Annotated in this window: 15 protein-coding genes and 1 tRNA gene; 8 read left to right on the forward strand and 8 right to left on the reverse strand. The window is 69.4% G+C overall.

Annotated features, from left to right (window positions below):
- Position 1: 1 nt before the first annotated feature.
- Positions 2-1,066 carry a DNA polymerase IV gene (dinB, locus tag J0I47_RS01765; protein ID WP_294044723.1) on the forward strand — a complete coding sequence of 355 codons (1,065 nt, stop codon included), beginning with the start codon at positions 2-4 and terminating at the stop codon, positions 1,064-1,066.
- 376 nt (positions 1,067-1,442) lie between these two features.
- On the opposite strand, the gene J0I47_RS01770 is transcribed toward dinB, so the two are convergent.
- The 3 genes from J0I47_RS01770 to J0I47_RS01780 form a co-directional block, all read right to left on the reverse strand.
- Entirely contained in the window at positions 1,443-1,991 is a 549-nt protein-coding gene (locus J0I47_RS01770; RefSeq protein ID WP_294044724.1) for a PEPxxWA-CTERM sorting domain-containing protein, read from the reverse strand.
- A gap of 132 nt (positions 1,992-2,123) precedes the next feature.
- Complete coding sequence (locus J0I47_RS01775; protein ID WP_294044725.1) at positions 2,124-3,344, reverse strand: FAD-dependent oxidoreductase; 1,221 nt, start codon at positions 3,342-3,344, stop codon at positions 2,124-2,126.
- Entirely contained in the window at positions 3,341-3,910 is a 570-nt protein-coding gene (locus J0I47_RS01780; RefSeq protein ID WP_294044726.1) for a ferritin-like domain-containing protein, read from the reverse strand. The genes J0I47_RS01775 and J0I47_RS01780 overlap by 4 nt, the downstream gene beginning before the upstream one ends.
- A gap of 130 nt (positions 3,911-4,040) precedes the next feature.
- Between J0I47_RS01780 and yghU the strand changes: the two genes are divergently transcribed.
- Entirely contained in the window at positions 4,041-4,916 is an 876-nt protein-coding gene (yghU, locus tag J0I47_RS01785) for a glutathione-dependent disulfide-bond oxidoreductase (protein ID WP_294044727.1), read from the forward strand.
- Between the two features lie 104 nt (positions 4,917-5,020).
- On the opposite strand, the gene J0I47_RS01790 is transcribed toward yghU, so the two are convergent.
- Together J0I47_RS01790 and J0I47_RS01795 are read right to left on the reverse strand one after the other, a co-directional pair.
- The gene (locus J0I47_RS01790; RefSeq protein WP_294044728.1) at positions 5,021-5,419 is read right to left on the reverse strand and encodes a DUF1801 domain-containing protein; all 399 of its coding nucleotides are present in this window, start codon (positions 5,417-5,419) and stop codon (positions 5,021-5,023) included.
- A 58-nt stretch (positions 5,420-5,477) separates the two neighbouring features.
- Positions 5,478-5,553, reverse strand: a tRNA-Ala gene (locus tag J0I47_RS01795).
- Positions 5,554-5,808: 255 nt separating this feature from the next.
- On the opposite strand from J0I47_RS01795, the gene J0I47_RS01800 reads away from it, so the two are divergent.
- Entirely contained in the window at positions 5,809-6,873 is a 1,065-nt protein-coding gene (locus J0I47_RS01800) for a DUF2171 domain-containing protein (RefSeq protein ID WP_294044729.1), read from the forward strand.
- Positions 6,874-6,973: 100 nt separating this feature from the next.
- Here the strand turns inward: J0I47_RS01800 and J0I47_RS01805 are convergent, their stop codons facing one another.
- Complete coding sequence (locus J0I47_RS01805) at positions 6,974-7,834, reverse strand: M15 family metallopeptidase (RefSeq protein ID WP_294044730.1); 861 nt, start codon at positions 7,832-7,834, stop codon at positions 6,974-6,976.
- A 68-nt stretch (positions 7,835-7,902) separates the two neighbouring features.
- On the opposite strand from J0I47_RS01805, the gene J0I47_RS01810 reads away from it, so the two are divergent.
- The 4 genes from J0I47_RS01810 (at position 7,903) to J0I47_RS01825 (ending at position 10,687) form a co-directional block, all read left to right on the forward strand.
- Positions 7,903-8,553, forward strand: a complete 651-nt coding sequence (locus J0I47_RS01810; protein WP_294044731.1) for an RluA family pseudouridine synthase — start codon at positions 7,903-7,905, stop codon at positions 8,551-8,553.
- A gap of 32 nt (positions 8,554-8,585) precedes the next feature.
- Entirely contained in the window at positions 8,586-8,987 is a 402-nt protein-coding gene (gene arfB, locus J0I47_RS01815) for an alternative ribosome rescue aminoacyl-tRNA hydrolase ArfB (protein ID WP_294044732.1), read from the forward strand.
- Positions 8,988-9,088: 101 nt separating this feature from the next.
- Entirely contained in the window at positions 9,089-9,574 is a 486-nt protein-coding gene (locus J0I47_RS01820) for a GAF domain-containing protein (protein WP_294044733.1), read from the forward strand.
- 132 nt (positions 9,575-9,706) lie between these two features.
- Entirely contained in the window at positions 9,707-10,687 is a 981-nt protein-coding gene (locus tag J0I47_RS01825) for an RcnB family protein (protein WP_294044734.1), read from the forward strand.
- A gap of 69 nt (positions 10,688-10,756) precedes the next feature.
- Here J0I47_RS01825 and J0I47_RS01830 read toward each other — a convergent pair whose 3' ends face one another.
- Complete coding sequence (locus tag J0I47_RS01830) at positions 10,757-12,052, reverse strand: M28 family metallopeptidase (RefSeq protein ID WP_294044735.1); 1,296 nt, start codon at positions 12,050-12,052, stop codon at positions 10,757-10,759.
- Positions 12,053-12,059: 7 nt separating this feature from the next.
- Positions 12,060-12,515 (reverse strand): universal stress protein, encoded by a 456-nt coding sequence (locus J0I47_RS01835; protein ID WP_294044736.1) that lies wholly within the window; start codon positions 12,513-12,515, stop codon positions 12,060-12,062.
- 243 nt (positions 12,516-12,758) lie between these two features.
- On the opposite strand from J0I47_RS01835, the gene J0I47_RS01840 reads away from it, so the two are divergent.
- Positions 12,759-14,075, forward strand: a complete 1,317-nt coding sequence (locus J0I47_RS01840; RefSeq protein WP_294044737.1) for a pyruvate dehydrogenase complex dihydrolipoamide acetyltransferase — start codon at positions 12,759-12,761, stop codon at positions 14,073-14,075.
- The last annotated feature ends 3 nt before the right edge of the window (positions 14,076-14,078 follow it).

Genomic DNA, 14,078 nt, shown 5'->3' on the forward strand with positions numbered 1-14,078 from the left:
GATGACTCGCAAGATCATCCATATCGACATGGATGCGTTCTTCGCGTCGGTCGAACAGCGCGACGACCCGGCGTTGCGCGGGCGTCCGGTCGCGGTCGGCTCGGCCAGCGGGCGCGGCGTGGTCGCGGCGGCGAGCTACGAAGCGCGGGTGTTCGGTGTGCGGTCGGCGATGCCGTCGGTCACGGCGCTGCGGCGGTGCCCCGACCTGGTCTTCGTCCCGCACCGGTTTGACGTGTACCGCCAGGTCTCGCGCCAAATCCGCGACATCTTCGAGGACTATACTCCGCTGGTCGAGCCGCTGTCGCTGGACGAGGCGTATCTCGACGTGACCGCGAACCTGCGCGGCCTGCCGTCCGCCACGGCGACCGCGAGCGAGATCCGCGCGCGCATCCTCGACGCGACCCGGCTGACCGCGTCGGCCGGCATCTCGTACAACAAGTTCCTGGCGAAGCTGGCGTCGGACCAGAACAAGCCGAACGGGCAATTCGTCATCCCGCCGGGCACAGGCGAGGGGTTCGTCGCCGGCCTGCCGGTCGGGCGGTTCCACGGCATCGGGCCGAAGACCGCGGAGAAGATGAACGCGCTGGGCATCGTGACCGGCGCCGATTTGCGCGCGCGCCAGCTCGCCTTCCTCCAGTCGCGGTTCGGCAAGGCGGGCGGCTGGTATTACCGCATCGCGCGCGGCGAGGACGATCGCGCGGTCACGCCGGACCGTCCGCGCAAATCGTCCGGGTCGGAGACGACGTTTGCCCAGGACCTGACCACGCCCGACGACGTGCGGGCGGCGGTGCGCGGACAAGCCGAGCAAGTCTGGGCCTGGGTCGAGCGCACCCGCACGTCGGGCCGGACGGTGGTGGTGAAGGCGCGCTATGCCGATTTCCGCATCGTCACGCGCTCTCGCACGCTGGGCAGCGCGGTTGCGAGCTTCGACGAACTGGTCGGTGTGGCGGAGCGGCTGGTGGCGACGCTGTTCCCGTTGCGCGCGGGAATCCGGCTGATCGGTGTGACGCTGGCGGGGATGGTGGAACTGGACGCGCCGGATCAGCTGGCGTTGCCGGTAGCGTGAGGGCGCTGAGCATGAGGCGGCGACGGGTGTGACGGTCGTAAGACGTTTTCAAGTCCCACCGACCCCACCGACTGTCCCGTTCGTGCCGAGCTCGAAGCACCGCTCTTCTTCCGCTTCTGACGGAGGCTAAGAGAATGTGGCCCTTCGACAAGCTCAGGGCGAACGGGAGTTTCAGGCGCGACTTGCCATAGTCGTCGCTTCCCCGGCGAAGGCCGGGGTCCAGGTGGGGAGCGCCCATGAACAGCGTTGCGCGCCGTTACTTCCGCTTTCCCAACTGGGCCCCGGCGTTCGCCGGGGTGGGAAAAGGGGGATTGGTTACGCCAGCTCGCTTAGCTGGCCATCGGTGAAGGCAAGCGCCGCCGCCAATCCCGCCGGATCAATCCGGCAGGCCGTTGGTAATCCGCTTGATCTTCTCGTTGAACTTCGCCTCGGAGCGCTGGTGCGCGCGGCGGAGGCCGAAGCCAATGCCGCCGAAGCCCAGGATCAGCATGCCCCAGGTCGCAGGCTCGGGCAGGTGCGCCGGGGCAGCCTTCGCCTTGGCGCGCTGGTCGGCCGCGGCGTCGCCGGCGCGGTCGAGCCCCGCCGCCGAAGCTTCGCGCACGATATCGTCGGGCGACGCGCCGGAGAAGCTGCCGCCGCGATCGGCCGCGAGCTGGTCGGTCGCGCGAATCACCTTGGCATTCCATGCCGCGACTTCGAGCGCCTCCGCGCTCGCGCCGTGCCCGGCGCCATAACCGGACGGGGCCGGCGCGCCGGTGAAGGTCGTCATCGGCCCGTCGCGGAACGCGCCCTTGCCGGACGTGGCGACAGGTGCGGCGAGATGGCTCGACCTGGCGGTCGCGGGGACATGCGCCGATGCCACCGCGGCGATCGCCACGGCGCTCATCCCTCCGGCGATCGCCAGAACGCGCTTGTCGAACCTCATCACAACCCCATCGATGCCGCACGAAGCGGCGCCCGGCGCCATTAACATGGGGTTAAGGGCGACTTCCACTGCTTTCGTGAGCCGAACGTCCCGGCGATAGGGCCGTTCCGTACGATTTCGAGACAGGCCCGGTCACCCAAACCGATAGGGATCGAAACAGGCCCCGTCGGGATCGGGCTCCCCGGCCAGCGCTCCGGCGACGATCTCCGCCGCCAGCGCCGCGAACGACACGCCGTTGCCGCCATAGGCACCCGCCAGCCACAGGTGCGGGTGGTTCGTCGCGCGCCCGATCCCGGGCAGGCCGTCGGGCGAGCTCGCGAACGCCGCGCTCCACGCGCAATCGATCGCGATGTCGTCCTGACCGAGCAAGCCGGCGAGCTTGCCCGCGATCGTGCCCGCCTTCGCGCCGATCAGCGCGTCGCGGCGGCGCGCGTCGTCGACATCCTCGTCCTCACCGCCGGCGATCACGCGTCCGTCGGCGGTGGCGCGTGCATAGAGATAGGGCGATGACGCTTCCCAGATCATCGCATCGTCGCGCCACAACGGCGCGATGCCGGGCGCGGTCGCGATCGCGAAGCTCGATCCGATCGCGAAGGCTGGCGGCACGAACCACGGCGCGCGCTCGTAGCCGCTGGCCAGGATCACCTCGTCCGCGACGACCCGGCGGCCATCGTCGAGCAGCAGCGTCGTGCCGTCGAGCGCGGCGACGTCGCAGGGGAAGTGGATGCGGGCGCCATGCTCACGCGCGCGGCGCAGCAGGGCGATGGTCAGCCGCACCGGATCGACTTCGTAGCAGCCGTCCGACACCAGCCCGGCGCGCGGGGCGATCCCGAACCGCTCGGCAACGGCATCGGCATCGAGGAAGGTCGAGGGCAGGCCGTGGCGCTGTCGCAGATCGGCTTCGGCGCGCAACGCGTCGGCGTCGAGCAGCGTCCCTGCTAGATAGAGTTCCGGCCGGTCGATCCGCGAACAATCCAGCCCGGTGGCGTCGATATGCGCGGCCAGATCGCGCATCGCCTGCCGCACCCGCCGCCAGCGCCGCGCCGCTTCGTCCTCGCCGACCCGCTCAGCCAGCTGTGTCAGCGGCACGTCCGCCGCCCACATCACCAAAGCGGTCGAGGCCGCGGTGCTGCCGTGCGCGGGCGGGCGGCGATCGAGCAGCAGCACGTCGCGGCCTGCGCTCGCCAGCCGGTCGGCCAGCATCGCGCCGACCACGCCGGCCCCGACGATCGCGATCCCGGCGCGGTCGGGCAGGGGGTCGGCGTGAATCAGCGTCGCCTGGTCGGTCCAGCACGGCGTGCCGCCGCGCAGGTCACGATGTTCGGTCAGCCCGATCGGCCCGGCGGCGCTCACTGGAGGAACGGCGTGCCCTCGTGCGCCACCAGCAGGTCGTGCATATCGGAGGCGTGGTCCTCCTCCTCGGCCAGGATATGCTCCAGCATGATCCGCGTGGTCGGATCCTTGTCGTCGAAGAAGCGGATCAGCTCCTGGTAATGCTCGATCACCAGCCGCTCGGCGATCAGGTTCTCCTTCAGCATCTGCACCAGGTCGCCGCCCTCGCCATATTCGGTCGCGGCGCGGCTGGCCAAGCCCTTGGGGTTGAAGTTGGGCACGCCGCCCAGCTGGTCGATCCGGTTCGCCGCCATCAGCATGTGCTCGCGCTCGCTGTCGGCATGCTCCTGAAATTCTTCCGCCACGCTCTTGCTGTCGATCCCTTCCGCGGCGATCGCGTGCATCTGGTAGCGCAGCACGCAGACCAGCTCGGTCGCGACCACGGTCTGCAACAGGTCGATCGTCTGCTGCACGTCGCCCTGATAGCTCGGCATCACCGCGCCGTCGTCGAGCGACTTCTTCGCCCGCTCGCGCAGCGTCTGGACGTCGGTCAGGAACGGCGTGGCGGTCTTGGGCGGCTTGGCCATCGGCGGGGTCTCCGGAAAAAAAGGAAGCGTCGTTACGCCGCTGCTACGATCCTCACCTACGTTGGTTCCCGCCTCCCTTGCGCGGCCGGGGGTGGCATCCCCATCAAGGGGTCGAACGAAGGAGCCCGACATGACCGACCAGACCGATTACGTGCCGCCCAAGGTGTGGGAGTGGAAGCAGGGGAATGGCGGCCAGTTCGCCAATATCAACCGCCCGATCGCCGGGGCGACGCACGATAAGGACCTGCCGGTCGGCAAGCATCCGCTCCAGCTCTATTCGATGGGCACGCCCAACGGAGTCAAGGTGACGGTGATGCTGGAGGAACTGCTCGCGGCGGGGCATGCCGGGGCCGAATACGATGCGTGGCTGATCCGCATTTCGAACGGCGACCAGTTCGGCAGCGGGTTCGTCGCCGCCAATCCCAATTCGAAGATCCCGGCGCTGGTCGATCGCAGCGGTGCCGAGCCGGTGCGCGTGTTCGAATCGGGTGCGATCCTGATCTATCTGGCGGAGAAGTTCGGCGCGTTCCTGCCGACCGACTATCCGGCGCGGGCGGAAGTGCTGGCGTGGCTGATGTGGCAGATGGGATCGGCGCCGTTCCTGGGCGGCGGGTTCGGGCATTTCTACGCCTATGCCCCGGTCAAGATCGAGTATGCGATCTACCGCTATGCGATGGAGGTGAAGCGCCAGCTCGACGTATTGAACCGCCGGCTGGGCGAGAGCGAGTATCTCGGCGGGCCGGACTATACGATCGCCGACATCGCGGCGTGGCCGTGGTACGGCGCGCTGGTCAGCGGGCTGGTCTATGACGCCGCCGAATTCCTGCAGGTGAAGGACTATGCCAACGTCATCCGCTGGGCCGACGCCATCGCCGCCCGCCCGGCGGCGAAACGCGGCCGCATGGTCAACCGCGTGATGGGCGATCCGGCGAGCCAGCTATGGGAACGCCACGACGCCGGCGATTTCGACACGAAGACGCAGGACAAGGTGGGGGCGACCAGCTAATTGTCATGCCGGGCTCGTCCCGGCATCCACCGTGCCGCGAACCGACCGTGTTTTGCGGACGCGGCGCGGTGGACCCCGGCACGAGGCCGGGGCGACACCTACCGCTACCGCGTCTTCTTCCCCGCCGCCTTCGCCACATTGTAGCGCACCGCTTCCCGCACCAGCGTCGCCAGCGCGTCCTCGTCCACCGTGTCGCCCGCGCGCACGTCGATCGCGCGGCGGACGTTGCCGTCGAGGCTGGCGTTGAACAGCTTGGCCGGATCGGCGAGCGCGGCGCCGTGGGCGAAGGTCAGCTTGACCACCGCCTTGTAAGTCTCGCCGGTGCAGACGATGCCGTCATGTTCGAAGGTCGGGACGCCGCGCCACTTCCACGTCTCGACCAGGTCGGGGTCGGCGCGGTGCAGCACCGCGCGCAATTTCGCCAGCATCGCGCCGCGCCAGTCGCCGAGCTCGGCGATGCGCTGGTCGATCAGGTCGGACGGTGTCTTGTCGCCATCGCTCATGCCGCAATCCTCTCGTGAACAGAGGTCATATCGTCGCGATGGCAAATCCGGAAGCGGCTGGTGGAGCTGAGGGGAATCGAACCCCTGACCTCTGCAGTGCGATTGCAGCGCTCTCCCATCTGAGCTACAGCCCCGCCGCCGGTTCCCGAGGGGCAAGACCGCTCGGGAGCGCGAGCCTCTAGCGACCCTTGTGGGGCATTGCAACAGGCCGTTCGCCGCTTCTTTCGACCACTTCGCGGCCATGCGCCCGCCGCCGTCGTCGAGCGCCCCGCAATCTGCGACCAACCGCCGGAACTCGCGGCATTTGTCTGCCGTTATGCAGGTCGAGCGGCGCGCGTTCCTCCCCCCGTCCGCGCGCCGCCGTTCGCACAGTCTAGGAGAGTATCGCCATGGTCTATGAACGCTATCCGCGCGACGAATTGTCGGGCGACGAGTTCCGCGGCGCGCAAGGCGGCGACCGCAACCGCCAGTACGGCGCGCGTGACTACAGCGCCGGCCAGAGCAATCGCGGCTTCGGCAACGATCGCTTCCAGAACCGCGACGCCAGCGACTGGCGCAGCAGCGGCAGCGACGACGACCAGCGCGGCTATTACAGCGCCGGTTCGACGAGCGACCTCTATGGCCGCGGTGCGCGCTATGGCGGCAGCTACGGCGACGATTACGGCGCGAGCGGATCGAGCCAGGCGCGCGACTATGGGCGCGGCGGCTACGGCCAGAGCGAGTATGGCCGGTCGAGCCAGAACCGCGATTTCCAGTCGCGCGGCGATTACGGCCGTTCGAACCATGGCCAGTCCGACTATGGCCGCCCCGACATGTATCGCGGCCAGCGCGGGCAGCAGCAGGACTATAACTACAAGGACCGCACCTTCTTCGATCGGGCCGGCGACGAGGTCCGTTCGTGGTTCGGCGACGACGAGGCCGAGCGGCGGCGCGAACTCGATCAGCGCTACGACCAGCGCTATGCCCGCGGCGACGAGCGCGACCAGGACTATCACAGCTGGCGCAGCGGCCAGATCGCGTCGCTCGACCGCGATTACGACGAATATCGCCGCGAGAACCAGTCGAAGTTCCACAACGAGTTCGGCAGCTGGCGCACCGATCGCCAGGGCCAGCGCGATTCGCTGTCGCGCGTGACCGAGCATATGGACGTGGTCGGGTCGGACGGCGAGCATGTCGGCACGGTCGACAAGGTCCGCGGCGACCGCCTGATCCTGACCAAGAGCGATGCCGATGCCGGCGGGCGCCACCATTCGGTCCCGTCGCGCTGGATCGAGCGCGTCGAGGACAAGGTGACGCTGCGCAAAACCGCCGACGAGGCCAAGTCGCACTGGCGCGACGAGGAACGGAACGAAAGCGAAGGGCGCGGGGCGTTCTTCAACGAGGATCGCGACGGCGACCGCGACACCGACTCGAACGGCCGCATCCTCAACCGCAGCTTCTCGGGCACCTATTGAGCCCAACCAGAATCCCCGTTTCGGGGGCGAGCCCGGGCGAGCGATCGCCCGGGCTCAATTTTTTTGTGGCGCTCGGCGCGAACCGCGGAGACGATCCGGTTCAGTCCTTCGCGCAGGTCGGCGCTGTCGCCGCGCCGGCTGCCGGCACCGCGGCATCGTCGATCCCCGGATTCGCCGGAAACCGCCGCCGCGCGTCGGCGAATATCTGCCGCGCCTGCGCCGCGCCTGGCGCCACCGCGGAACATCCGACCCAGCGCCAGTGCCACGGCTCGTAGCTGACGCCCTGCTTCGACACGCACCGCCCGTCGTCCTGATGGTCGCATGGAAACGACAGTTCGAAGCCGTATTCTCGCGCGTGGAGCAGCATCCACTGGCCGGGCTTGCTGGCGGCGAAACCCTGGGTCAGCCCGCCGCAGCGCGCGCCCGCGCCGACGCCGCAGGCGACGAAATCGGCGGTATAGCCGGTCGCATGCTCGCTATAGCCCGGTGGTGCCGACACCTGCGCGCGCTTGACCGGATCCAGGCACTTGGCGGTCGGCAGGTTGCGCGCGGTGTTGCAGAAGATGCCGACCTGTTCGGGGATCGAGCGGAAGCACGACTGCGCCTTCAGCATCGCAGTGCCGGCCAGGTCGGCATTGGCCGCGCGCATCATCTTCTCCGCCGCCGTCGCCGCGACCGGCAGCATGTCGCATTGCTTGGTCCGATAGAGCGGCTCGATCCCGACGAGCGCATCGATCGCGGCGGCAACCGTCGTCGGGTAGGGCAAATGCGACAGCACGCGACCGTCTGCGGCGGGGGTCAGCGCGGCGGTATAGGCCGGCGTCCGCAGCGCGATATATTTGTCGGCATAGGCAGGCGCGCTCTGGTAGAGTCGCTTGTCGACCTGTAGCGTCGTCGCCGTGGCGGCGGCGGCCAGCGCCAGCGCGATCCCGGCCGCAACACCCTGCGTCGATCGTTTCATGCCGCCGTCCTTTCGTGGAATACCGACGACGCCTAGCGTTGCGGGCTCCGGGCTGGCAAGGCGGCAGGATGTTGGCTGACAAGGTTCTTTTCCTCGACGGCGAGGCGCTGGTGATCGACAAGCCCGCGGGGTTGCCGGTCGACCGGCCGCGATCAGGCGCGATCAGCCTCGAAAACCATCTCGACAGCCTGACCTTCGGGTTCAAGCGCTGGCCGATGGCGGTGCACCGGCTCGACCAGGACACGTCGGGCTGCCTGCTGCTGTCGCGCAATCCGAAGGCGCATGCCCGGCTGCAACAGGCGTTCGAGGCGAACCGGGTGGCGAAACGCTATCTCGCGGTGCTCGACGGCGTGGTGGACGGGGAGGGCGTCATCGACCTGCCGCTGGCGAAGGTGTCGAGCAAGGAGGCGGGGTGGCGGATGGTCGGCGCCCCGGACGGCAAGGCGGCGAGCACCATGTGGCGCGCGCTGGCGACGCGCGACGGGCGGACGCTGGTCGAGTTCCGCCCAGGGACCGGTCGCACGCACCAGATCCGCGTCCACGCGCTCGAAGGGCTGGGCGCGGCGGTGGTCGGCGATCCGGTCTATGGCCGGGCCGATCCGCTCGGCCTGCTGCTCCACGCCGCCGAGCTGACGGTGCCGCGCGAGGGCAAGCCGCCGATCGAAGCGGTGGCGCCGCTGCCCGAGCGGTTCGTGAAGGCCGGGTTCGGCGATGAATGATTTTTGGCGCTTCGCCCAACAGGGCTACGCGCGTGCCTGACATCCCCGACGACGCGATCATCGAGGAGAAGTTCCTCGCCGCGACCGGGCCGGGCGGGCAGAACGTCAATAAGGTCGCGACCGCGGTGCAGCTGCGCGTCGACGTGTTCAAGCTCGGCCTCGCGCCGTTCGCCTACCAGCGGCTGAAGGAACTGGCCGGCAGCAAGCTGACGGCGAGCGGCGAACTGCTCGTCACCGCGCGCCGCTTCCGCACCCAGGACGCCAACCGCGCCGACGCGCGCGAACGGCTGGCGCAATTGATCGCCGACGCCCATGTCCGCCAGGCGAAACGGGTGAAGACCAAGCCGAGCAAGGCGGCGAAGGCGAAGCGAGTCGACGAGAAAAAGGGCCGTAGCGCGGTCAAGGCCGGACGGGGGAAGGTGCGGGTGGATTGACGCGCGTCGCCCCAGCGAAGGCCGGGGCCGCTGGATTTCCGGCGTCGCGCTTCGCATATCACGCAACGGCCCCGGCCTTCGCCGGGGCGACGAGGACAGCCATGTACGCTTTCGATATCGCCACCGACGCCAAATCCGACCTCTACCGCGACGTGCTCGCCGCCGTCGATGCGGTGACGGCGGGCGAGGCCGATGCCGTCGCTAACATGGCGAACGTCGCGGCGATCCTGTGGCAGTACCTGCCCGACCTCAACTGGGCGGGATTCTACCGGGCGGTCGGCGACGAGCTCGTGCTCGGCCCGTTCCAGGGCAAGGCGGCGTGCATCCGCATCCCGTTCGGCAAGGGCGTGTGTGGCGCCGCCGCCGCCTCGCGCGACACGCAACTGGTCGCGGACGTCCATGCCTTTCCCGGCCACATCGCCTGCGATGCCGCCAGCCGCTCCGAACTGGTCGTGCCGATCGTCGCCGGGGGTCGCGTCGTCGCGGTGATAGATCTCGACAGCCCGCATCCGGCGCGGTTCGATGCCGAGGACGCCGCCGGGGTCGAGGCGATCGCGCGATTGTTGCGCGACAGGGTTAACGGCTAAATCCCGACCCAGAACGGGACGAACATTCCCCTCCCCGAAACTGGCGGAAAACTGCGGTTTTCGCTAGACAAGTGGCAAGGGCCCGGCGCGATCGTGGTTAATCGGCGCGCCGGTCAACAGGGAGTGTTAAGCATGCGAACCCTCATGATTGCTGGCGTTGCCGCCGCATTGACGCTTGGCGCGACGGCCGCCGATGCGCAGCGAATCGGGCCGAACGGCGCCGGCGCGAACTTCCCCCCACCGGGTGCCCGGCCGATGCCGTCCCCGCCGCCCGCGCCGATGCCCGCCCCGCACGGCGGCGGTCAGTGGAACGGCGGCTCGCACGGCGGCCAGTGGCAGGGTGGCCAATGGCATGGCGGCGGCCAGTGGAACGGCGGGCAATGGTCGGGTGGCCAGTGGTCGGGCGGGCAATGGCACGGCGGCACCGGCTATAACGGCCAATGGCGCCGCGGCGGTCGCTGGGGCGGCTCGATCGGCGGTTTCTGGTATGCCGGGGTGCAGGCGCCGGGCGGTTGGAACGGCTACAAGCATTTGAAGCGCGGCCGCACGCTGCCCGGCTACTGGATCTCCGACGCGTTCATGATCGGCGATTACGGGCGCTATGGCCTCTTCACCCCGCCGCCGGGCTATTACTGGACGCGGTACTATAACGATGCCGTGCTGATCGATCGTTACGGCGTGATCTACGACAGCCGCGATGGGCTCGACTGGGACAGCTACGACGCCGGGTATCAGGGCGATTACGCTTATGGTGCCGGTGGGGACGGCTATGTCGTCGAGGGGTATCAGGCCGGCCCGGGCTATCCGCCGCCGCCCGCTCCGGTCCCGGCCCCCGGGTACGGTGCCAGCTACAGCTATCGCGCCGGTGCTGGCTATATCGCGGCCCCGCCGCCGCCGATGCCGGTCGGTGGCGCGGGCGTGTCGATCACCACCTATCCGACCCCGCCGGGCGTCGCGACGACGATCGTCATCCCGGGGGCGGTGACCACCACGACGACCACCGAATATGTCGAGGAACGCTACGTCGCGCCGCGCCGCGCGGTCCGCGTCGTCAAGCGCGCCTGGCACCCGCGGCCGAAGCCGCGCTGCTACTGCCAGATCCGCGGCAGCTGACGCGAAACGAGCTTGAAGGGGGAGACCGCTCGTCACCAGCGATGGTGGCGGGCGGTTCGCTGTTGGGCTCTACCGCCGCGGGGCGGGGCCGGCGAAGGTGACCAGACTTTCGGCGCCATCGGCGCCGATCGCCGAAACGCCGACGAAATTGTCGTCGATCGGCACGTTCTTCAGCACCACCTGCGTCGCGTTCGCGACGTCGCGGCTGTCGCTCCATGCCGCGGTGTCGGCGCGGCGCCAGTGGACGCGGTAGCGGACGGCGCCGGCGACCGGCTGCCACGCCACGGTCACGTCGCGGGACAGCGCCCCGGACACCGTCACGCCCTCCGGCGCGGCGGGGGCGGCGGCGAGCCGGCGGATCGTCGCGACGTTGATCGCGGTCACCTTGGCGAGATAGGCGAAGTCCATCTTGTCGATCGTGTCGCCATAGGCGACGCCGCCTTCGGTGCGAACGTACTGGTGCTGCCCGTCCCAGCGCTCGGCGGCGACGGTGAAGCGCACCGCGGGATAGCCGAGCTCGAGAAACGGCTGGTGGTCGCCGCCGCGCCCGAAGCGATCGGGCCGCCGCACGATGAACGCGTCGAGCCCGCCCGGGATGCCCGCCGCGACCTGATCCACGGCCTTCGCCAGCGCGCGGCTCGGCCCGTCATCCTCGCCGCCATTGGCGCGGCGGGCGAGGTCGCCCTTCAGATCCTCGGCCTGGCGGATGCCTTCCGAGAACACGCGCACGCTGCGGTCGGCGCGGACGCCGCCCTGGCCGATCGAATTGCCGACGATGTCGTTGTTGAGCATCGCGGTCACCTGCCAGCCGCGTTCCTTCGCGGTGTCGGCGAGCAGCTTGCCGCCCCACAATCCCTGTTCCTCGCCGGAGAAGATCGCATAGACGATCGTCGCGCGGAACTTGTGTTTCGACAGGATGCGCGCCGATTCGAGCACCAGCGCCACACCCGAGGCATCGTCGTTGGCGCCGGGCGCATCGGCCATCGCGTCCATCACGTCGCCGACGATCGAATCGATATGGCCGCCGACGATGACGACGCGGTCGGGGTCGCTGCCCTTCTGGATGCCGAGCACGTCGACGATCTCGACGCCGTCGGGTGCGCGTGGGCCGGTGAAGTTGCGCGCGATCGTCTCGGTCGTCAGGCACCCGCCGCAGGCCGCGCCGATCGCGTCGAACTGTGCTTTGGCCCAGGTCCGCGCCGCGCCGATCCCGCGCTTGGGATCGGTGGTCGAGGACGATGAATGCCGCGTGCCGAAGCCGACCAGCGTGGTGACGGTCTGCTTCAGGCGGGCCGGGGAGGGCTGCTCGGGCGCCGGTGCGGCGGAGACGAGCAGGGGCAAGGCGAACAGGATCGAAAGGCGCATGATTCCCTCAGCTTAGCCGGTCGATCGCGGCGCGGTCCAGACTGCCGGGCACGATCATGATCGGAACCGCGAGCGTGCCGGCGTCGGCGCCCGCGAAGTGGGTGACGAGCGGACCCGGCGCGCCGCTGGGGGCGGCGCCCAGCACGAGTGCGGCGATCTCCGGATTGGCGGCGATGATCTCGCGGATGACCTTCGGCCCGTCGCCCTCGCGCACGGTGATCGCCGGCTGCAGGCCCGATTCCTCGAACAACGTGCCCGCCGCGCCTGCGACCAGCGCCTCGGCATGCAGCCGCGCTTCCTCCTCGATCGTCGCCTGGACGCCGCCGAACGCGATGAACTCCTGCGGCGGCAACAGCGTCAGGATCTCGACCCCGCCGCCGGTCTTGACCGCGCGCCGCGCGGCGAAGCGCAGGGCGACCTCCGCCTCCGGGGTATCGTCCACCACCACCAGATAGATGCGCATCGCGTGATCCTTGGTTGACGCGCTTGCGCGCGTGGGCGGCACCAGCCCGCTCCCCCTCCCGACCGCCCAGGCGTCCTATCCTATGGGCGGTCGGGAGGGGGAGCGGGCCGGTGCTGCAACAAAGCGAAACCTGACGCGGAAGTGGGTTCGGCGCAAGCGTCGGTCTTGACCCGAACCGTGCCGGGCGCGAAAGCGATGCCGACAGTCCGCCTCTTCCCAGGACGATCCGCAAAGGACGCGTGAATGCCCATCGAGATCAAGATGCCCGCTCTGTCCCCGACGATGGAGGAGGGCACGCTGGCGAAGTGGCTGGTGAAGGAAGGCGACACGGTCAAGGCCGGCGACCTGATGGCCGAGATCGAGACCGACAAGGCGACGATGGAGTTCGAGGCGGTCGACGAGGGCACGATCGTGTCGATCGCGGTGCCCGAGGGAACCGACGGCGTGAAGGTCGGCACCGTCATCGCGACGCTGGCCGGCGAGGGCGAGGATGCCTCGGCCAAGCCGGCTAAGGCCGCCGAGGCGCAATCTCCCTCTCCCCCCCGGGGAGAGGGGCGGGGAGAGGGGCAGTCCCAAGCGCCTACTTCCGCGACTGCCCCTCTCCCGACCTCGCCTTCGGCTCGGCCACCCTCTCCCCAGAGGGGAGAGGGAGATAGGGTGAAGGCCAGCCCGCTCGCGCGGCGCATCGCCGCCGAGAAGGGCGTCGACATCGCCGCGCTGAGCGGCTCCGGTCCGAACGGCCGTATCGTCAAGGCCGACGTCGAGGGCGCGAAGCCCGGCGCGGCGCCCGCGGCCGGCGCCGCGGCTGCATCCGCCGGCGCTCCGGCGACCACCCCGGCCGCCCCCGCCAAGCCCGCCGCGATCCCCGACATCCCGCACGAGGCGACCAAACTGTCGAACGTCCGCAAGACGATCGCGCGCCGCCTGACCGAATCGAAGCAGCAGGTGCCGCACATCTACCTGACGGTGGACATCCGGCTCGACGCGCTGCTCAAGCTGCGCGGCGACCTCAACAAGGGGCTGGAGGGGCGCGGCGTCAAGCTGTCGGTCAACGACCTCATCATCAAGGCGCTGGCGGTCAGCCTGATCCAGGTGCCGAAGTGCAACGTGATGTTCACGCCCGACCAGCTCGTCAGCTTCCACCGCGCCGACATCTCGGTCGCGGTGTCGACGCCGTCGGGGCTCATCACGCCGATCATCGCCGACGCGAACGCGAAGGGCGTGGCGGCGATCTCGGCCGAGATGAAAGACCTGGCGACCCGCGCCCGCGACAACAAGCTGAAGCCCGAGGAATATCAGGGCGGCACCGCGTCGCTGTCCAACATGGGCATGTTCGGGATCAAGCAGTTCGAGGCGGTCATCAACCCGCCCCAGGGCATGATTATGGCGATCGGCGCGGGGGAGAAGCGGCCCTACGTCATCGACGATGCGCTGGGCGTCGCGACGATCATGTCGGCGACCGGCAGCTTCGACCATCGCGCGATCGACGGGGCGGACGGCGCCGAGCTGATGCAGGTGTTCAAGGCGCTGATCGAATCGCCGCTGGCGATGCTGGCCTAGGCG

This window comes from Sphingomonas sp. (genome assembly GCF_017304635.1).
Classification (GTDB): Bacteria; Pseudomonadota; Alphaproteobacteria; order Sphingomonadales; family Sphingomonadaceae; genus Sphingomonas.